Source organism: Sphingobium phenoxybenzoativorans (genome assembly GCF_001757355.1).
Taxonomy (GTDB): Bacteria; Pseudomonadota; Alphaproteobacteria; order Sphingomonadales; family Sphingomonadaceae; genus Sphingobium; species Sphingobium phenoxybenzoativorans.
In genome coordinates, this window is sequence record NZ_MINO01000032.1 from 1 (window position 1) to 19,633 (window position 19,633).

Consider the following 19,633-nt stretch of genomic DNA (forward strand, 5'->3'; position numbering starts at 1 on the left):
TCAAGCTTGCGGCCGAGGCCGACGTCTTCGTCGAGAACCTCGCGCCCGGCAGTGTCGAGAAGATGGGCCTGGGGGCCGATGCGATGCACGCGGCCAATCCCGGACTGGTCTATTGCTCGGTAAGCGGTTTCGGTGCGCGTTCGGCCTATGGCGGCAAGCGCGCGCTCGATACCGTCGTGCAGGCCGCGGCCGGCCTTATGCATATGACCGGCTATCCCGATCACAAGGCGGTCAAGCTCGGCATCTCGGCGGTCGATCTTACCACCGCGACCGCGGCCTATGCCGCAATCCTCGCCGGTCTGCGACAGCGCGACCGGACGGGTTCGGGCCTCCGCATCGATCTTGCGATGGCCGATGTCGGCGTCTGGATGACTCAGGCCGCATGGCCGCAGCTAATCTGCGAAGGAACCCATCCGATCCGGCTCGGCAACCGCATCGCGGGCGCCGCGCCGCACGACATATTCGAAGCCGCCAATGGGGAACTCGTCGCGATCTCGGTTACCGACGATGCACAGTGGCACGCCCTCGCCGAGCTCATCGGCAACGAGGAACTCAAGGACGCGCGCTTCAATGCCGTTGCCGCGCGGCTCGCCGATATCGAGCGCATTCATGCCGCGATCGCCGACTGGGTGCGCCCGCAAGACGCCGAGAGCGTCGCGGCCCGGTGCCAGGCGGCAGGCGTCGCGGCCTCGGTGGTGCGCGGGCTCGGGGCGCTGGTCGACGATCCGCTTGTCACCGAGCGCGCGATGATCGTCGCGGTCGAAGCCCCCGGCGGGGAGACGCTGTGGCTGCTCGGCAATCCGGCCAGGCTGTCGCGCACGCCTCCGACGCTGGCCAGTGTAGCGCCGGCGCTCGGCGCGAACGGCAGCGACGTTCTCGAGGAGTGGCTCGGCATGGGCGCGGACGAGATCGCGGCGCTGGCCGACGACAAGATCATCCTGGCGCGGCGCGCCGAAGATCTAGCGGGAGTTTGAACATGGGACGCGAGCTCAAGGGGCCGACCGGCCTTTTCTACGAGGATCTCGAGGTTGGCGACACGGCGAAGACCATGTCGCGCACGATCACCGAGGCGGACATCGTCAACTTCATGGGGATCTCCGGCGTGTTCGAAGAGCTCCACATGAGCACCGAATATATCAAGGAACACAGTATGTTCGGCCAGCGCGTGTCACCGGGGCCGCTGACCTTCATCATCGCCGAAGGCCTCGCGATCCAGCTGGGCCTGATCCACCATACCGGCATGGCGCTGCTGGGGATCGACAATATGCGCTGGCCCGCGCCGACCTTTTGCAACGACACCGTGCATGTCGTGCTCGAAGTCCTCGATAAGCGGGAATCCACGTCGAAGTCCGACCGGGGCATCGTCAATTTTCGGCACACCGTGCGCAAGCAGACCGGCGAGGACGTCCTCGTCATGGACAAGGTCCGCCTGATGCGCCGCCGCGCCGCCTGAACCTGCAATTTCCGGCAGGAGCCGGAGCGACAAAGGAAAGTTCGAATGACTGGAGAGACACGGACGCTCGCAAACTGGGCCGACCAACTGACGCTCGATCAGGTTCCCGACGAGATGCGCGGCATCGCGATCGACCTGCTGGTCGATCAGATCGGCATCCAGATCGGCTGCGCCCATCTTCCTTGGGCGCAGGGCGTGCGCGATGCCTACAAGGCTTCGGGCGGTGCGGGCGAAGCATCGACGGTCGTCTACGGGGACAAGCTCCCGGTCTTCAACGCGACCTTCATCAACTCGGTGTTCGGCCACAGCTTCGAATATGACGACGCCAATCCGCTGATCCACGGCCATATCGGCGGCGAACTACTCCCGCCGCTCCTCGCGCTCAGCGAACGCGACCATCTTTCGGGCCGCGAGTTCCTGACCGCGCTGATCACCGGCTACGAGGTTCGCGGCCGCGTCGGCTGGGCCGTGTCGCCGACGATGCTCGAGCGCGGCGGTCCGCAATATTCGACCACCTGCGGCCCGTTCGGCACGGCTGCGGCGGTCAGCAAGCTGCTCGGCTATGGCGCCGAAGGCCTTCACAACTCGCTTGCCGTCGCCGGCACGTTCTCGGGCGGCCTGATGCAATACGACCAGGGCGGCGGGTCGGTGAAGCGTATGTTCACCGCCGTCGCGGCCATTGGCGGGCTTCAGGCCGCGATGCTTTCGAAGGCCGGAATCACCGGGCCGGAGGAAATCCTCGAAGGCGCCCGCGGCCTGCTCAAGATCTATCCGGACGAATATACCCCCGAACCGCTGACCAGCGACCTGGGCAAGTTCTGGACGCTGCAACACGTCCTCTTCAAACCCTATTGCTGCTGTGCGATCATTCACCCGGCGATCGACGCCATCCGCAACGTGACGAGCAAGCACGACATCAAGCCCGACGATATCGAGGCGATCGAGGTCGGCTATCCGAAGGGATCGCATCACCATGCCGCGATCACCGATCCCAAGGACATCCTGGGCATGCAGTTCAGCACCGCCTTCTCGCTGGCATCGACCGTGCTGACCGGAAAGAACACGCCGGCCGCCTACACGATGGAGGCGATCGCCGATCCGGCCATTCGCGCGATGGCGGCACGCGTGACGCTGACGAACGAGAAGGAGCTCGACGAGCTCTTCGTCGGCCATATGCCGGCGCGCGTGACGGTGACCACCAAGTCGGGCGCCAAGCACGACGATCTCGTCATCGATGCCAAGGGATCGCCGGCCAAGCGCCTGACGTCGGATGAGGTCGATGAGAAATTCCGCTCGATGGTCGTCGATGTGATGGGCCGCGAGCGGGCCGATGCGATGATCGCAGCGCTGCGCTCGGTGGTCGATGCACCCGACATGGCCGACATCGCCAAGCTGCTGGTCAAATGAACGGTGCGCGAACAGAACTGATGCGATCGGCGGAGACGGCTTATCCGCCGCTCTCCGTCAAGATCGAAGGGGATGGCCCCAACGTCGTGCTGATCCACGGCGGGGCCGGCTCGTGGACGCACTGGATCCGGACGATCCCGGCGCTGAGCGAGCGGTTTCGCGTTCATGCCTTCGATCTGCCGGGTTGCGGAGATTCGCCCGATTTCCCGTCAACCTGGTCGAACGACGAATATTTTGCCTGGGCGGCCGACGCAATCCTGCGGACCTGTAACGGCCCGTTTTCCCTGGTGGGCTTTTCGTTCGGCGGCAGCGTCGCCGCGGCGGCGGCAAGGCTGCTCGGCGAGCGGCTTTCGGCGCTCAGCCTGGTGGCTCCCGGCAGCTTTGGGCGGCCGGAGCGCCGCGACGTCACGGTGAAGCCGATGCGCGCGCGTGACGATGTCGAAGTCGACGAGCGCGCCAATGCCCGCCACAATCTCGGCCAGATCATGTTTGCCGACATCGCCTCGGCCGACGAGGCGACCGTCGATCTCCAGATCGAGAATGTTCGCCGTGCGCGCTTCCCGACGCGGCGCATCAGCTGGCAGGACCGGATCGAGAGCGATCTCGCCCCGGTCACCTGCCCGATCCAGCTCATCTGGGGACTGGGCGACCGAATGGCGACACCTTCGCCCTCGGCGCGCGCCGAGCGTGTGCGCGCGGCCAAGCCCGGCGCGCGCGTCGATCTCATCCCGGGCGGCGGTCACTGGATTCAATACGAACGGGCCGAGGCATTTAACCAGGCCTTGCTGCCGTTTCTCGCGGAGTTTGGACAGCCATGAGCTACGAAACCATCAAGGTCGAGCAGGACGGGCCGGCGCTGGTCATCCAGTTCGACCGGCCAAAGCAGCGCAATGCGCTGAGCCTGCAGCTTGTCGACGAAGTGATGGCGGCAATCGCCAGCGCGGAGTCCGATCCATCGGTCAGCGCTATCATCCTGACCGGGGGCGAGAAGGGTTTTGCCGCGGGCGCCGACCTCAACGAGGCGATCAAGGTCAAGACCGCGCAGGACGGAATGACGTTTTTCGGGCAATGGCACCGCTTCTGCGAGGCGCTCGAGCACAGCACCAAGCCGGTCATCGCCGCGATCGAGGGCTATTGCTACACGGCGGGGTTCGAGTTGGCGCTTGCCTGCGACCTGCGGATCGGTGCGCGGTCCTCGACATATTGCATCACCAGCGCGCGCATCGGCACCGTGGCCGGCGCCGGGGGCACGCAGCGCCTGCCGCGGATCGTCGGACGCGCCAACGCGCTCGAGATCCTCTTTTCCGCCGAGCCGATCGACGCCGAGCACGCGCATCGGATCGGCCTGATCAATCGGCTGGTCGAAGACGGCGCCGCGCTTGCCGAGGCGAAGTCCCTGGCGGCTCTTTACGCGACGCGCGCACCGCTCAGCCTCGCCTTGTCCAAGCGCGCGGTCTATCGCGGCATGGACCTCGACCTCGCATCGAGCCTCGAGTTCGAGACATTTCTCGTCACCACCATTTACGGCACCGAGGACAAGCAGGAGGGAATCTCGGCCTTCCTCGAAAAGCGCCCCGCAAAGTTCACCGGAAAATAGCTGACGCGGCGCGGCGCGCCGGCCCCTTCTGCAACAAGGACAGAGATATGGATTTCAACCTGACCGCCGAACAACAGATGTTCCAAGATTCGGTGCGGGCTTTCGCGGAGCGCGAACTCAAGCCCGGAGCGCACCAACGCGCCCATTCGCACGACTATCCCTATGATGCGGCGAAGAAGCTTGCCGGTCAGGGCCTGCTCGGCATTACCATCCCCGAAGACAAGGGCGGCCAGGGTGGCAGCCTTTTCGACGCGGTCCTGGCGATCGAGCAGATCGCCCTCGCCTGCCCGCGCTCGGCCGATGTCATTCAGGCGGGCAATTTCGGCGCCGTGCGCGTCTTCTCCGAATTTGCGAGCGACGCGCTGCTCGAACGCTACATGCCCGGCATCCTCGCCGGCGACACGATCATGTCGGTCTGCATGACCGAACCCGGTGCGGGTTCGGCCGCGACCGAGCTCGTTACGACCGCCACCCCGGACGGCGACGGGTTCCGTATCAACGGCTCGAAGATATTCACGACGCACGGGATGCATGCGCATCTGTTCCTCGTCTATGTCCGCTTCGGTCCCGGTCTGGAGGGGATCGGCTCCGTGCTTGTCGAGCGCAATGCCGAGGGCATGCGTTTCGGCCAGGGTTCGGAGTTCATGTCGGGCGAGGAGTGGACGACATTCTTCTTCGACAACGTCTATATTCCCAAAGAGAACGTCCTGCTTGGAGCGGGCGGGTTCAAGAAGCAGATTTCGGCTTTCAATATCGAGCGGCTTGGCAATACGTCGCGCGCGCTGGCGCTGGGCGAATACGCTTTCCGGGTCGCGCGCGAATATGCGATCGACCGCAAGCAGTTCGGCCGTCCGTTGTGCGAGTTCCAGGGCCTGCAGTGGAAATTCGCCGACATGCGCATGCAGCTCGATGCTGCGCGGCTGCTGCTCTATCGCGCCTCGGTCAACGCCGATCGCGGCCTGCCTGGCGCTTCCGAAACGGCGATCGCCAAAGCCTATTGCAACCAGGCCGGCTTCAACGCCGCCAATGAATCGATCCAGATCATGGGCGGCATGGGATATTCCAAGGAGTCGCTGGTCGAATATTGTTTCCGCCGCACGCGCGGCTGGATGATCGCCGGCGGATCGATCGAGATGATGAAGAACCGGATCGCCGAAGAGATATTCGAGCGCCGCTTCTCGCAGCGTCCGCCCAAGGCGGCTTGAGGAGGCGACGATGGAACTTCTCGATACACAGCGTCTCGCGCTCGTCACCGGTGCCGTCGAAGGCGGAATCGGATTCCGGGTCGCGGAGCGGCTGGCCGCCGAGGGCGCCCGGCAGGCGCTTGTCGACATCGATGGCGATGCGATCGCGGCCACCGCGCGGAAGCTGGCCGAGGCGACAGGCACCGAAGTGCGGGGCTATGCAGCCGATATCGCCGACCCGGCGAGCGTCTTGGCGATGGCCGAAGCCGTCCGCGGCGAAATGGGCGAGCCCGAGATCCTGATCAACTGCGCGGCGATCGTCTCCGACAAGTTGTTCCTGGAATCGGACTATGGCGACTGGTCGCGCATGACCGAAATCTGTCTCTACGGCCCGATGAACCTGATCAAGACTTTCGCTCCGGCGATGGTCGAGCGGCAATATGGCCGCATCATCTGCCTCGCCTCGGATTCAGCCCGCCTCGGACAAGCTCGCCTGTCCTATTATGCGGCGGCAAAGGCGGGCGTGATCGCGCTGTGCAAGTCCGTGGCGCAGGAACTGGGCCCTTCGTCGGTAACCGTGAACGTCGTGTCCCCCGGGGCGACGAACACGTCCTTGCGCCAGGCCCGCGAGGCGAGCCTTCTCGACCAGATGGGACCTGAGAACTACGCCAAGCGCGAGAAGAAGGTGCTCAGGATGTACCCGCTGCGCCGTATCGGCGGACCCGACGATATCGCCTCGATGATCGCCTATGTCGCGAGCGACCGCGCGTCCTGGGTCACGGGCCAGGTCATCAGCGTCAACGGCGGTTTCGCTATGCCCTGATCGGGGGCGAAAGGATAGAACATGAGCAATGTCCATATCGTCGGCGCGGGTATGATCGCGCTCGGCAAGCATCTCGACAAGTCGGTCAAGCAGCTAACGGCCGATGCCGTCGACGCAGCCCTGGCCGACGCCGGCATCGCCAAGGATGCGATCGAGGCGGCGTGGTTCTGCAACACCCGCCAGGGCGCGCTGGAAGGCCAGCATGGCGTTCGCGGCCAGGCATCGCTTCGCGCCTACGGCTTCGAGGGCATTCCGATCTTCAACACCGACAACGCCTGCGCGAGCTCGAGCTCGGGGCTTTACCAGGCTTTTGCAGCGGTCAAGGCTGGCATCCACGAGGTTGCTCTGGTCGTAGGCGCTGAGAAAATGAACTACCCCGAAAAACGCAAGGAGATGTTCGACGCGTTCAAGGGAAGCTGGGACCGCGAGCTTGCCGACGAACATATCGCCCGCCTCCTGGCGACGGGCGAAGGCTTGCAGCCTCCTTCCGGCACCGCCGAGGCGAGCGCCGAACGCTCGGTCTTCATGGATATCTACGCGGCGCAGGCCCGCGCGCACATGCACCGGTTCGGCACGACCGAGCGCCAGATCGCGGCGGTCGCGGCCAAGAACCATACCCATTCGGTGCACAATCCCCTTGCCCAGTACCGCTTTCCGATGACGGTCGACGAGGTGTTGAACGACCGGATGATCATCTGGCCGGTGACCCGCGCGATGTGCGCGCCGATGAGCGATGGCGCAGCCGCGCTGATCGTCGCGTCCGACGCCGCGGTCGCGCGGCTCGGCGCCGCGGAACGCGCGGTCAGGATCCGCGGCATGGGAGTCAGCAGCAGTTCGGATCGCACCGCAGACCAATATAACCGCCATCTTACGCGCGTAGCGGCCGAGCGCGCTTACTCCATGGCAGGCGTCGACCCCGGCGATATCGACTTTGCCGAACTGCACGACGCGTCGGCAATCGCCGAAATCCTCCATAGCGAAAATGTCGGGTTCTGCGCCTACGGTGAAGGGGGACCGCTGGCCGAGAGCGGCGAGACCAAGCTCGGCGGCCGGCTTCCGATCAACGTTTCGGGCGGCCTTCTCTCCAAGGGTCATCCGATCGGCGCGACCGGCGCGATTCAGATCGTGGAACTGGTCGGACAGCTACGCGGCGAGTGCGGCGCGCGACAGGTGGACGGCGCCCGCCTCGGCCTTGCCGAGAATGGCGGCGGGTTCCACGGCCTGGAGGAAGCCGCCTGCGTCGTGACGATCCTCGAACGCCCCTGACCACACGGGCTGCCCCAAAGAGGCCGGCCCGCTTACCCCGTGATCGCCTGCCGCAGCTTGCGGCAGGCAGCTCTGGCGCGCGCCGGAGCCGCCTGCGCCTTGCAATTCAAGCTACCTAACGCGCGGCCACATCTGAGTTGGAAAAGAGCGGTGGAAGACTCACCGTCACCCCAGAATTGATCCGGGGTCCCGCTTGAGACGCGAGAAACGCCCGCGGATGCCATTGCCCGGTTCAAAAAAGAAGCGACCGGCACGGCCCAAACGGCCGGCCGGTCGCCACCGATCTATCGCAAGGCCGGAATGACCGGGCTCAGAACGAGCCCGTCACCCTGACCCCGAAGGTACGCGGACGTCCGTCGATCGAGAAATAGAAGAGCCCGCCGACCGGTTCGCCGTAAGTCATATAATATTTGTTCGTGAGGTTCTGGCCGAACAGGGCGATCGAATAACGCTTGTCGGGGCCGCTGTAGCTGATCTCGGCATCGATCAGGCCATAAGCCTTTTGAAAGCTCACCGCGCTTGGAACGTCGTTGACCTGCGCTGACGACCTGTAGTTGAAGCTCGACATCAACGCCAGTTCGCCATCGCCCAAGGGGATGTTGTAGTCGGCTTGAATAAGCCCCGACCACCGCGGCGCATTTTGCCTCCGCACATTTTGGAGCAGGACGTCGCCGGTTCCGAAATTGATGACCTGCGGGCGGTAGTCCGTATCGAGATAGGCGAGGTTCCCGCTGAGCTTGAAGCGGTCCGATGCGCGTATGACGAATTCAGCTTCCACGCCATCGGCGCCGAGACCGCGTGCGTTGATGACCCGATTGACGTATCCAAGTCCCGGCACCGCATCGATCGCGATCAGCTGCACATCCTTGTAGTCGTAATGGAAGGCCGTGAGGTTGAACGTGACGGCACGGTCGAACAGGCTGGTCTTGAGGCCCAATTCATATGAGTCGATCGTCTCGGGCTCAAATGAGTTGATCGCCGCGATACTCGTGGCAGAGCCATTGAAGCCGCCGCCGCGATATCCCTGCGCAAAGCGGAAATAGGCCATGAGATCGCGGTTGAACCGGTAACGGGTGGACAGTTCGGTCGTGAACTCGCTGAACTGGCGTGAAAAGCGTCCGGTGCCGCTGGTCGGGGACGGCGTGGAAACGAGCCGCTTGCGATCCCAGGTCTTGCGACCGCCAAGCGAGACATCCCATTTGTCGGTGATATCAAGGCTTGCCTGACCGAACAGCGCATAGCTGTCCGTGTCGGGACTGCGAAATTCAGTATTTGTCAGCAATACGGTCGATGGCAGACCGAACAGCGGTCCCCCGATCTCGGAGCTTTGCTGCACATCGATACGCGAGCGCAGATAATAGCCCCCGACCAGCCATTTGAACCTGTTGCTGTCGTCGGACGTCAACCGCACTTCCTGGCTGAACGCCCTCGCCCGCACCTTGCGGGGCGCAAGATTATAGACGGTGGAAGGGGTCGCATCGAGATCGATCGTAAGGATCTGATCCGTCGCACGGTAGCCCGTGATCGAGGTCAGCGTCGCAGGCCCCAGGTCCCAGTCGGCATTGAGTGTGATGGCGCGGACCTTTGAACGGTTCGGACCAAAGAAGCCAAAGCCATCCTTCCCGACCGGATAGGTCGAACATTCACCAAAGGTTGCGCACACGGCGGGAGGCCCCTCGGGCAGGGCGCCTTCATAGGGCGCGGGAAGCGTGTCCGCGTGATTGCGCGCCCGGATGGCCGGCGGCGGCGAGCTGTCCCTTGTATATTCCGCCGTCAGATAGGCCGTGAAGTCGTCGCCGGGCGTCAGCAATATGCCCAGGCGCCCCCCATAAACCGACTGGCCGCCGACATCGCGCTTTCCGGTCGTGATGTTACGCAGATAATTGCCGCCTTTCGTCCGAAATGCCGAAAGCTTGACCGCCAAAAGATCTTCGACGACGGGGGCTTCAACAAAGGCTTTGAGCTGGAGAAGGCCGAACCGCTCGTAACTCGCCAGCGCTCGCGCACCGAACTCGCCCGAAGGCCTGCGCGTCTTGATATTGAGCGCGCCGCCGACCGAGTTGCGTCCCTGAAGAACGCCTTGCGGGCCGCGCAGCACCTCGACCTGTTCTACGTCGAAAATATCGACGTTCGAGCCTGCGGCCGTCGCAAGATACACGCCATCGATGCTGATCGCATTCGACAGGTCCTGGCTGGGCTCGGACGAGCGGTCGCCTATGCTGCGGATGAATGGCTGAACCTCGGTCGGGATGGAAGGCGCCTGCTTGAGCGTGGCGCCCGGAACGATGGCTCCCAGCTGCTCGAGCTTGCCGATGTTGCGCTGCTCAATGAGCTCCGGACTGATGGCAGTGACGGCGGTCGGCACAGTCTGTACCGACTCGGCGCGTTTACGTGCCGTCACGACAATTTCCCCGGGTGCCGGCGCATCGCTGCCGTTTGCCGTATCGTCGGCTTGCGCCGGCGGCGCCGTTTGCGCCACGGCCGGGGCCGCGCTTAGCGCAATGATGGACGCGGCCGAAATTATCCAAGTTGTTCTGGCTAACATAGCGCTCTCCCCGACTTCTGTTTTCTCTCTCACCGCATACTGCGATGGCACATCGCAACGATCGCGACCGCCGCGCGCCGTAGGAGGGTATGTTCCATAGAACCACAACGTGTCAATACGCGAAATCTGATTTCGCTTAACGGAACATATCCGTTCTTCTGGCAGCCTTCCTCAGCACGCCGGCCGGCACACCCGGGAAGGGCCGGCGGAGGGTTATAATTCCGCTGTGCGAATATTGGTTTCATTTTATTGACGACCAGCCGCGAACGGCATAGCTAGATTCGCCGATACCGAAGTAGTCATACCGGAGAGAGTGATAATGGCAGCAGGAGGTGGGAATCCCAGGCTCATCGACGCCGATTACGTGGTGGTCGGCGGAGGTTCAGCCGGTAGCGTACTGGCTGCTCGGCTATCCGAGGACCCGCGTAACAAGGTCCTACTTTTGGAGGCGGGCAGCGATGGCAGCCAGTTGCTCGTGCAGATTCCCGCAGGCTACACCAGGCTCGTCGGCAACTCCCGCTTCGACTGGCTCTACCCTGGCGAGCCCGACCCGGCCGCAAACGGCCGGGCCCAGACCTGGTCCGCCGGCCGCATGCTGGGGGGCGGGAGCTCGATCAACGGCCAGATCTTCATTCGCGGCACGGCGAGCGACTATGATCGCTGGCGAGACACCGCCCCACAAGGCTGGTCTTACGAGGACGTGCTTCCCTATCTCAAGAAGCTCGAACATTGGCACGGCGCGCCGAATGCCAATCGTGGTACCGATGGCCCGCTGTCGGTCACCCCGATGCGCGATGCCCATCCGCTCACCCAGGTCTTTCTCGAAGCCTGCCGCGATATCGGCCTGAGGATCCTCGACGACTATAACAGTGGCGACATGGACGGTGCGTTTCTGACGCAGGTCTCCCAGCGCAATGGCTGGCGTTGCAGCGCGGCCAAAGGCTTTCTCCGTCCGGTCATGAAACGGCCCAACCTCGAGGTCCTGACCCATGCCGCGGCCGAGCGGATAGGGCTCGAGAACGGCACGGCGAACGGCGTGACCTTCACGCGCGGCGGGCAGCGCTGGGAAGCGACCGCGCGGCGGGGCGTAGTGCTCAGCGCGGGCGCCATCGGCAGCCCGACCCTGCTGCTGCGCTCGGGAATCGGACCGGGGGCGACACTTCAGGATGCCGGCGTTGCGACCGTACGGGACCTTCCCGGCGTTGGCCGCAATCTTCAGGAACATCCGACCGTCGGTCTGCACAAATTCGTCAACCGGCCGACGCTCAGCAGCGCATCGGGGCCGTTCGACATGTTTCGTTATGCCCTGCAGTTCCTGTGGAACCGTCACGGCCCGATGACGCAGCCGATCGCGCAGGCCATGGCCCTGGCGCGCACCCGTCCCGAGCTAGCCGAGCCCGACATGCAGCTGCACTTCATCCCGCTGAGCTATAATTTCGAGCCCGACGGCCGGATTACGTTGCCGAAAACCCCCGCGCTCAATGTCGCCGCGACATTATGCCGGCCTTACAGCCGGGGCGAAGTCGGCCTCAAGGCGGACGGGACGGCGCGTATCCGCCACTCGTTTGTCAGCGACGAGCGGGACATGACGGCGCTTATCGGCGCCTGCCGGTGGATGGAACGCCTCTTCAACACGCCGGCCTTCGCCAAGATCGTTACCGGGGACCGGGTCCCCGCCCCCGTCCCCACCCGGACCGAAGACTGGGAGGAGTACGTCCGCGCTACGGTGGCGGGCGGCTATCATATCGTCGGCACCTGCCGGATGGGAACGGGCGACGACGCCGTGGTCACCCCGGACCTTCGCGTTATCGGGGTGAACGGGCTTCACGTAGCGGACGCATCGATCATGCCGACCGTCACGAGCGCTAACACCAATGCAACGACGATGATGATCGCCGAAAAGGCCGCCGATCTGATCCGGTCCGGCGTTTAAGGAGCAGGGCATGCCCATACAGGACGATTTTCGCGGGGTCATCGCGCATCCCGACCAGCTCTTCATCGGCGGGCGCTGGGTCGCCCCGACATCAGACGAGGTTATCGACGTCGTCTCTCCCGCGACCGAGGAAAATTTCTTCCGGCTCGCCGCCGCTGGTCCGGCCGATATCGATGCTGCGATCACCGCCGCTCGCACGGCGTTCGACCAAGGCCCGTGGCCTCGGCTCAGCCTTGGGGAGCGGGCCGGCTTCCTGCGCGCGCTGTCGAAGGAGCTTACAGCCCGCGCCGAGATCCTCAGCGGCGTTTGGGCCGGCGAAATGGGGGCGCTCTTTTCGATCAACACCCAGCTCATGCCGATGCTGACGGGCATCTATGCCGATCACGCGGACATGGGGGACAGCTTTCCGTTCGTGGAACCGCATGCGCCGGCCGGCGGGGGCTCCGGCCTGCTCGTGCGCGAGCCTGTCGGGGTCGTGGCGGCGATCGTGCCCTGGAACGGGCCGCTGATGCTCGCGAACTGGAAATGCGCGCCAGCGCTGCTCGCAGGCTGCACGGTGATCCTCAAGGCGTCGCCCGAGGCGGCGGGAACGTTGTATCTGCTGGCCGAGGCCGCGGAGGCGATCGGCCTGCCCGAAGGCGTGCTCAACGTCCTGGTCGCGGATCGCGAAAACTCGGAACTCCTGGTCAGGGACGTTCGGGTCGACAAGGTCAGCTTCACCGGATCGACCGCGGCCGGACGCCGCATCGGCGGGATCTGCGGCGATCGCATCGCCCGCTGCACGCTCGAACTGGGCGGCAAATCGCCGGCGATCCTGCTAGACGACTATGATCCGGACACATTCGCCGTCACCGTCGCCGAGGCGGCGCTGATCATGGCGGGTCAAGCCTGCTCGGCGCTGACCCGGATCATCGTTCCGCGCACCAAGCACGCCAGGGTCGCCGAGGCGATAAAGGCGCGATTCGATACCGTCCGGATCGGGGATCCGTTCGATCCCGCGACCGAGCTAGGTCCGTTGGCGATGGCGCGGCAGCGCGAGAAGGTCGAATATTATATCGCCGAGGGACAAAGCGAAGGCGCGCAACTGGTCGCGGGCGGCAAGCGGCCGTCCGATCTGGAGCGCGGATATTATATCGAGCCCACGCTGTTCACAAACGTCGAAAGCCATATGCGCATCGCGCAGGAGGAAATCTTCGGGCCCGTGCTCTCGATGATGATCGCCGACGACGAGGAGCACGCGATGGAGATCGCCAATCGCAGCGATTACGGTCTCAACGCGTCGGTCTTCACCAACGACCGCGACCGCGCCATTGCGGCTGCGCGCCGGCTGCGGTCGGGAACCGTCGCCCACAACGCGTTCAGGAATGACTTCACGATCGCTTTCGGCGGCTTCAAGCAGTCGGGCATCGGCCGAGAGGGCGGGATCGAAGGCCTTCGGCATTATACCGAGACCAAGACAATTTTGCTGGAGAGCTAGGACTGGCCGGGAAGAGATCGGGTCGAGCGTTGCCATTGTTTTGCTGCTCATCGGGCGGCTGGTGAAGGGAATGGAGCCCAAGCCAGCGCGGCTCGACATCCTTAGGGGCTGATGGCGACACATGGATCCTTCGGACTGGTTCCCGGTTTCAGCGACGCTGGCGAACACCGTTGGACGACCACGTATGCAGCAGGGAGACGTCTGGCGAGCCACACGCTCTCCCCTTTCCGTTCTAAGATCCGGCCTAACTAATTTCGCATTGCGAAAATTAGTTCTGCATTATCGACGTGTTCAAACCATCTGGTTAGCACCCAGGAAATGACATCGCGGGTTTGTACACTTGCGGGCAGTAGCTGGTGAGAGGCTTCATGTTGATGGCAAATAGCATGCGACGGGGCTCACCTTCACCGTGGAGGATGGTGTCGTCGGGTTCCTGGCCATCAATTGCGCGACTGGCGTGACTTTTGGCACCTTCGGCCCCGCGCTAGCCATGATCGAAACCGAGTTCGGAGTAACTCGCGCCGCCACCTCGAGCGCGCTTGGGCTGGTCTATCTTGCCCTCGGCCTTGTATCGCCCCTCGTAGGAATGGCTTTGCAGCGCTTTTCCATAAGATCGGTGATGATCGCGGGAGCGATATTAAATATTCTCGGCAATCTTCTGCTCGCCGAAGCCAATAATTTTGCTCTTGTTGCCTCGGCATATGCGCTTCTGATCGGTCCAGGGGTCTGCTTGTTAAGCGTTATCCCCGTATCGCTGATGATCAGCCGCTGGTTTGACAAAGATCGCGGCAAGGCGTTGGGGCTGGCCAACATGCTGTTATTTCTCACGATCTGGCCACCGATCGCAGCAGTGTTGATTCTGTCGGGCGGACGCCCGCTACTGTTTCTATCGTTGGCTGCGATATTTGCGCTTCTTATTCCCATTTTGTCGCTGATCGTCGAGCCGTCCGACGCGGGGACTGACATCGAGCCGAACGCCGCGGGTCAGGACTTCCTGCCAATTCGAAGCCTTCTGGCCAATGGGAGCTTCTGGATCGTGAGTCTCGCGATCGGAGTCATGTCGGGCGCCTCCACCATCTTTGCCGTGCACAGTGTATCCATGGCGACATCCAAAGGGATCGACCTTCCTTCCGCGGCCAGTTTGATGTCGGCGTTCGGGCTCGCCGCGATACTTGGTGCAATGGCATTTGGATGGCTTGCCGATCGGATCGGTCCGTTTCTTGCCTTAGCGATCAACGCGGCGGCGCTCGTTCTATGCTGGCTGTCGCTGACGCTCGCTGACGGGCTGCCAATGATGGTCGGGCTTTCGGCAATAATCGGGCTCTGCCTCGGGGCGCTTGTTCCGCTTCATGGCATGGCGCTGAGTCATCTTTTCAGAGCCGCCAATGTCGGACGGGCAATGGGATTCGGTTATTTTATCATGGTGCCATTCCTGTTTGGCGCCGCCCCGCTCGCCGGCTTCCTCTTCGACAGAACACGATCCTATGACACCGTACTCTTGACGGTATCGTGCGCTCTTGCGGGAGCAGCGCTGGGCTTCGGCCGGCTGGCCATTTCCGAGCGCGGCAAATCGACATCTCAAACTTTACGTCGGGCAGTCCCGGGTGACGGCGCGCCCTCCTGACGTCCGCAGTCTAGATCTTGGGCCGCGCCAATTGGTCTTGTCGGAGAAATTTCCTGCCGAGGCGAGACCTTGACACACTGAGCAGCGCAGAAGTCTCAGCCCCCCTGCGGAGGACGAAATGACCAGTCGTTCCGAACCTACTTTCGGCAGATGGCCTTATGCGCGACCGTGGTGGAAATCGAGGATAATCTTCCGCTTCGCGTTACCGGCGATCGGACCAATCCCCTTTATGGGGGCTACACATGCATCAAGGGCCGGTCGCTCCCGAAGATACACGCAAACCCGGCCCGCGTCCTTCACAGTCTGGAAAAGGATGCCGCAGGACGCCGGCAAGCCATCGAAGTGAACGCCGCCATCGACGAGATCGCGGCCAGGCTCTCGGCGCTGATCGAGCAGCACGGGCCGCGATCCGTGGCATTCTGGTTCGCGAGCGCGCAGAACGCTTCTTCCATTACCTACTCGGTGGCTCGGGCGTTCGCCAACGCCGTCCAGACGCCGATGATCTTTTCGGTGCAGACGCTTGACCAGCCCGGCCTCATCATTGGCCGCACGCTCCACGGTGAGTGGGGCGGAGGCGAGGTACGCGCTGCCGACGCTGACGCCGCGCTCGTGATTGGTGCGAACCCCGTGATATCGCATCAATATCTGTCACAGAATCCAGCCCGGCGTCTCAAGGACAGCGTCAACGACGGGATGAAGCTGATCGTCGTCGATCCTCGCAGCAGCGAAACGGCGCGACGTGCGCACGTACACCTGCAGCCCCGCCCCGGGACCGATGTCGCGGTAATAGCCGGGATAATCCATCTTCTCATCGCCAGCGACAAGGTCGATCGCGAATTCCTCGCCCTGAATGCGAAGGGCTTCGACAGTCTCGCGCGGGCCGTTGCCCCCTTCACTCCCGAGCGCGTCGCGCGCCACGCCGGGCTCGACGCCCAGGCCATCATCGACGCGGCCCATATCCTGGGGGAAGCGAAGATGGGCTATGTCGCCGGTGGCACCGGCATCAGCATGAGCGGACACGGCAACCTTTGTTTCTACTTGTTACGATGCCTGCAGACGGTGCGCGGCTTCTGGCCGCGCGCGGGGACGCGCGTTGCGGGCCCGTCGGTCCTGCTGCCGCCCACCATGCCGCCGACCGCCCAGCCTTTGCCTCTCAAACCATTGTTCGGCGACGAAAGGCTACGCGTCCGCAATCTCAAGCAATCGGTGGTCGGCATGCCGGCGAGCGGCCTGCCCGACGAGATTCTTCTCGACGGACCGGGGCAGGTTCGTGCCTTGATCGCACTGGGCAATCCGGCTTCCTCCTGGCCAGACACTGAACGAGCCCGACGAGCGCTTGCGAAACTCGACCTGTTGATCGTGCCTACGGTCGAGATGTCCGAGACCGCAGACTTGGCGAACTATGTCATCGCGATAAAAACGATCCTCGAAACCCCGGCGACCACTCAATTCGCCGAGCAGGTGCGCAAGGTCCATCACGGCTATGGATGGGACGAAGGATATGCCCACCACACTCCTGTCCTCCTCAATGCCCCAAGCGGATCGGATCTGATTGAAGAATGGCAATTCTTTTTCAGGCTGGCCCAGCGGATGGGATTGCAGCTTCAAATTCCGGGTGCGGACGGCGGCATGCGTCCTGTGGATATGACGCGCGAGCCGACTTCCGAGGAGATGATCGATCTGCTCTGCGAGGGATCCGTTGTTCCGCTCGGCGTCGTCCGCGATGCGCGCGCCGGCCGGGTCTATGCGGAGGCCGACCGCATCATAGGCTCACGAGATCCGAGCTGCTCCGATCGACTGAACCTAGGCGACTCTCTCATGATGGCGGAGCTTGTACGGTACGCGCCGACGCTTGAGGCAAGCCCATCCGATATTGCGTTTCCTTTCCGCCTCACCCCCCGGCGCAGCGATGGCGTGGTCAACTCGATGTACCGGCGAACGCCTGGCATGCACAAACGGCATGACAATCCGGCATTCATGGCGCCCGCGGACCTTGAAAGACTTCATATCCAGCCGGGCACCCCGATCAGGATCAGTTCCCCTCACGGAGAGATCATCGCGATTGCAGAGGCGGGGGCTGGGCTACGTCCGGGGGTCGTATCAATGAGCCATGGTTACGGCGCAATGCCCGGCGAGGACGAGGATCCCTCGCGCGGTGGAGCGAATGTCAACCGGCTGCTCCGAATGGACGAGTTGCACGATTCGATATCGGGCATCCCGCTCATGGGCGCCGTGCCCGTCGCGATCGAGCCCGCCGAAATGACCACGGAATAAAGTTCGATTCATCCATCAAGAGGAGCGGTAAAATGCCAACATATCCGGAGTTCGACGGTAAGGCTGCAATCATAACCGGCGGGGCTCCGGAATGGGCCGCGCGACGGCGCTGGCGTTTGCACGTCAGGGGACGCGCGTAATGATTGCCGATCGCGACGAGGCGGGCGGACGTGAAACGGTCAGCATGATAGAGGCACTGGGTGGGCAGGCGAGGTTTCGAAAGACCGACGTTGCACATGAAAGCGAGGTCAAAGCGGTGATCGACGAAGGCGTCTCGGCCTTCGGCACGATCGAGTTCGCCGTCAACTGCGCCGGGATAACGCAGCCTGCATTACCACTGCTCGAACAGCCGGACGATCTTTACGACCGTCTGTTCGACGTGAACACCAAGGGCGTCTGGCTCTGCATGCGTCATCAGCTGGCCCATATGGTGCAGCAAGGCAAAGGCGCGATCGTCAATGTCGCCTCGGCCGCGGGCCGTATCGCCCAAGCATCGCTGTCAACTTATTGCGGCTCGAAGTTCGCGGTCGTGGGCCTGACGGGGTCTGTGGCGCGCGAGTACGCCGGGGCGGGAATTCGGATCAACGGGATCGGTCCGGGCGCGATCGATACGCCGATTGTTTCCCAATATCTTGCCAACAACCCCAACGCGCTCGATCCCATTCTAGCTAAGCACCCGATCGGCCGGATGGGCCTGCCCGAGGAGATAGCCGAAGCAGCACTATGGCTGTGCTCCGATGGCTCCTCTTTCGTCGTTGGTCATATGCTGATGGTCGACGGCGGTTTCAGCACATATTAGGCACGGCGAAGCAGACGGCTTCGATATTGTTGCCGTCGGGATCTAGGGCATAGGCGGCGTAGTAATCCGCATGATACTGTTCGCGAATGCCGGGGCCACCATTGTCCGCCCCGCCATTGCGCAGTGCTGCCGCATGGAACGCTCTCACGGTCTCCCTGTCATCGGCGGAAAATGCCAGATGGATCGGGAGCTTTTCTCCTCCCTGCTCGTGAAACCACAGGCTCGGATAGCCATTCTTGCCAAAACCGTGCCGCGCCCCGCCATGAGACGTGCGGCTCGGATCGATGCTGATGACGAGCGACATCCCCAACGGCGCGAGGGCAGCTTCGTAAAACTGCCGCGAACGTTCCGCGTCCGCGACGGGCAGTTCAATGTGATTGATGATATCCGTGGACATGATCCGCGCATCTTCAGGTTTGCGACGCGCCGCCATCGGCAAACAGTTCGATGCCGTTGACGTAGCTGGCGGCATCGCTCGCAAGAAACGCCGCGACCTCCGCAATCTCCTCAGGCTCACCAATGCGGCCGATCGGACTCTTGTCGTTGAGGAATGCCAGAGCTTCTTCCGCGTGCTCGCCAAAGGCATCGCGCAGCGACTGCGTATTTGTAGGGCCGGGGCTGACGATATTGAGGCGGATGCCAGAACCCTTGAGGTCGCTCACCCAGCTGCGGACCAGATTGCGGACAGCCGCCTTTGTCGCGCCGTAAATGCTCATGTTGGGGCCGGGATCAATCGATGCCGTCGATCCGACGACAACGATGGACGAACCCGGCTTCATGAGTGGCAATGCCCCCTGAACCGTGAACACGATGCCTTTGACGTTCGTGTCGAACTGCTGGTCATAGTCCTGCTCGGTGATCTTCCCCAGCGGCGCATGAACACCACCGCCGGCATTGGCGACCAGGACGTCGATCGATCCGAAATCGGCTTGAACCTTAGAGAACAGCGCTGCCAGGCCAGCGGGGCTTGAGACATCCGCGGCGATGGCGACCGCGTCGCCGCCAAGCTTGGCAACCGCAGGATCAAGCGCGTCTTGCCGCCGCCCCGTGATGATGACGCGCATGTTCTGCGTCGCCATTTTTTGCGCGATTGCAAAACCGATCCCGCTGCTCCCGCCTGTCACCAGCGCGATCTTTCTATCCGATGTGCTCACTCTCTGTACTCCTTGCTTCGATCACGCAATAATAGCGATCACTACAATCTCATAGCAAGGCTCTACTGGAATTTTTTGTAGTGAACGCTATTATCGT

General features: G+C 63.1%; 16 protein-coding genes. 13 read left to right on the forward strand and 3 right to left on the reverse strand.

Annotated elements, in window-relative coordinates; translation table 11 throughout:
* From BHQ40_RS14745 to BHQ40_RS14780, 8 genes are all read left to right on the forward strand, one after another.
* On the forward strand, positions 1-974 hold a 974-nt coding region (locus BHQ40_RS14745; protein WP_070156622.1), incomplete at its 5' end, for a CaiB/BaiF CoA transferase family protein.
* Positions 975-976: 2 nt separating this feature from the next.
* Positions 977-1,453, forward strand: coding sequence for a MaoC/PaaZ C-terminal domain-containing protein (locus BHQ40_RS14750; RefSeq protein WP_070156623.1), 477 nt, complete (start codon positions 977-979; stop codon positions 1,451-1,453).
* Positions 1,454-1,498: 45 nt separating this feature from the next.
* On the forward strand, positions 1,499-2,860 hold the full coding sequence (locus BHQ40_RS14755; RefSeq protein ID WP_070156624.1) for an MmgE/PrpD family protein: 1,362 nt from the start codon (positions 1,499-1,501) through the stop codon (positions 2,858-2,860).
* Positions 2,857-3,678, forward strand: coding sequence for an alpha/beta fold hydrolase (locus BHQ40_RS14760; protein ID WP_070156625.1), 822 nt, complete (start codon positions 2,857-2,859; stop codon positions 3,676-3,678). Before BHQ40_RS14755 ends, BHQ40_RS14760 begins: the two co-directional genes overlap by 4 nt.
* Complete coding sequence (locus tag BHQ40_RS14765; protein ID WP_070156626.1) at positions 3,675-4,457, forward strand: enoyl-CoA hydratase/isomerase family protein; 783 nt, start codon at positions 3,675-3,677, stop codon at positions 4,455-4,457. The genes BHQ40_RS14760 and BHQ40_RS14765 overlap by 4 nt, the downstream gene beginning before the upstream one ends.
* Before the next feature lie 47 nt (positions 4,458-4,504).
* A complete protein-coding gene (locus BHQ40_RS14770; RefSeq protein ID WP_070156627.1) occupies positions 4,505-5,662 on the forward strand; it encodes an acyl-CoA dehydrogenase family protein in 1,158 nt (385 codons plus the stop codon).
* 10 nt (positions 5,663-5,672) lie between these two features.
* Positions 5,673-6,464, forward strand: a complete 792-nt coding sequence (locus tag BHQ40_RS14775) for an SDR family NAD(P)-dependent oxidoreductase (protein ID WP_070156628.1) — start codon at positions 5,673-5,675, stop codon at positions 6,462-6,464.
* Positions 6,465-6,485: 21 nt separating this feature from the next.
* The gene (locus BHQ40_RS14780) at positions 6,486-7,730 is read left to right on the forward strand and encodes a thiolase family protein (protein ID WP_070156629.1); all 1,245 of its coding nucleotides are present in this window, start codon (positions 6,486-6,488) and stop codon (positions 7,728-7,730) included.
* 310 nt (positions 7,731-8,040) lie between these two features.
* Here BHQ40_RS14780 and BHQ40_RS14785 read toward each other — a convergent pair whose 3' ends face one another.
* On the reverse strand, positions 8,041-10,131 hold the full coding sequence (locus tag BHQ40_RS14785; protein WP_171905863.1) for a TonB-dependent receptor: 2,091 nt from the start codon (positions 10,129-10,131) through the stop codon (positions 8,041-8,043).
* A 463-nt stretch (positions 10,132-10,594) separates the two neighbouring features.
* On the opposite strand from BHQ40_RS14785, the gene BHQ40_RS14790 reads away from it, so the two are divergent.
* The 5 genes from BHQ40_RS14790 (at position 10,595) to BHQ40_RS14810 (ending at position 18,382) form a co-directional block, all read left to right on the forward strand.
* Entirely contained in the window at positions 10,595-12,208 is a 1,614-nt protein-coding gene (locus tag BHQ40_RS14790) for a GMC family oxidoreductase (protein WP_070156631.1), read from the forward strand.
* 10 nt (positions 12,209-12,218) lie between these two features.
* The gene (locus BHQ40_RS14795; RefSeq protein WP_070156632.1) at positions 12,219-13,685 is read left to right on the forward strand and encodes an aldehyde dehydrogenase; all 1,467 of its coding nucleotides are present in this window, start codon (positions 12,219-12,221) and stop codon (positions 13,683-13,685) included.
* A 409-nt stretch (positions 13,686-14,094) separates the two neighbouring features.
* Entirely contained in the window at positions 14,095-15,309 is a 1,215-nt protein-coding gene (locus BHQ40_RS14800) for an MFS transporter (protein WP_070156633.1), read from the forward strand.
* 168 nt (positions 15,310-15,477) lie between these two features.
* Entirely contained in the window at positions 15,478-17,583 is a 2,106-nt protein-coding gene (locus BHQ40_RS14805) for a molybdopterin-containing oxidoreductase family protein (RefSeq protein WP_171905864.1), read from the forward strand.
* 91 nt (positions 17,584-17,674) lie between these two features.
* Positions 17,675-18,382, forward strand: coding sequence for an SDR family oxidoreductase (locus tag BHQ40_RS14810; RefSeq protein ID WP_083276948.1), 708 nt, complete (start codon positions 17,675-17,677; stop codon positions 18,380-18,382).
* Here BHQ40_RS14810 and BHQ40_RS14815 read toward each other — a convergent pair.
* Together BHQ40_RS14815 and BHQ40_RS14820 are read right to left on the reverse strand one after the other, a co-directional pair.
* Positions 18,369-18,815: a VOC family protein gene (locus BHQ40_RS14815; RefSeq protein WP_253183371.1), complete on the reverse strand. Its 447-nt coding sequence runs from the start codon at positions 18,813-18,815 to the stop codon at positions 18,369-18,371. The two genes, BHQ40_RS14810 and BHQ40_RS14815, sit on opposite strands and share 14 nt — an antisense overlap.
* Entirely contained in the window at positions 18,793-19,536 is a 744-nt protein-coding gene (locus BHQ40_RS14820) for an SDR family NAD(P)-dependent oxidoreductase (protein WP_070156635.1), read from the reverse strand. Before BHQ40_RS14820 ends, BHQ40_RS14815 begins: the two co-directional genes overlap by 23 nt.
* Between the last annotated feature and the right edge of the window lie 97 nt (positions 19,537-19,633).

What these genes read in the sequence shown, in the direction of transcription:
- BHQ40_RS14775 (WP_070156628.1), top strand. Translation starts at nt 5,673, where the DNA reads ATGGAACTTCTCGATACACAGCGTCTCGCGCTCGTCACCGGTGCCGTC.
- BHQ40_RS14815 (WP_253183371.1), bottom strand. Translation starts at nt 18,815, where the DNA reads ATGGCGGCGCGTCGCAAACCTGAAGATGCGCGGATCATGTCCACGGAT.
- BHQ40_RS14790 (WP_070156631.1), top strand. Translation starts at nt 10,595, where the DNA reads ATGGCAGCAGGAGGTGGGAATCCCAGGCTCATCGACGCCGATTACGTG.
- BHQ40_RS14810 (WP_083276948.1), top strand. Translation starts at nt 17,675, where the DNA reads ATGGGCCGCGCGACGGCGCTGGCGTTTGCACGTCAGGGGACGCGCGTA.
- BHQ40_RS14795 (WP_070156632.1), top strand. Translation starts at nt 12,219, where the DNA reads ATGCCCATACAGGACGATTTTCGCGGGGTCATCGCGCATCCCGACCAG.
- BHQ40_RS14750 (WP_070156623.1), top strand. Translation starts at nt 977, where the DNA reads ATGGGACGCGAGCTCAAGGGGCCGACCGGCCTTTTCTACGAGGATCTC.
- BHQ40_RS14755 (WP_070156624.1), top strand. Translation starts at nt 1,499, where the DNA reads ATGACTGGAGAGACACGGACGCTCGCAAACTGGGCCGACCAACTGACG.
- BHQ40_RS14765 (WP_070156626.1), top strand. Translation starts at nt 3,675, where the DNA reads ATGAGCTACGAAACCATCAAGGTCGAGCAGGACGGGCCGGCGCTGGTC.
- BHQ40_RS14780 (WP_070156629.1), top strand. Translation starts at nt 6,486, where the DNA reads ATGAGCAATGTCCATATCGTCGGCGCGGGTATGATCGCGCTCGGCAAG.
- BHQ40_RS14760 (WP_070156625.1), top strand. Translation starts at nt 2,857, where the DNA reads ATGAACGGTGCGCGAACAGAACTGATGCGATCGGCGGAGACGGCTTAT.
- BHQ40_RS14770 (WP_070156627.1), top strand. Translation starts at nt 4,505, where the DNA reads ATGGATTTCAACCTGACCGCCGAACAACAGATGTTCCAAGATTCGGTG.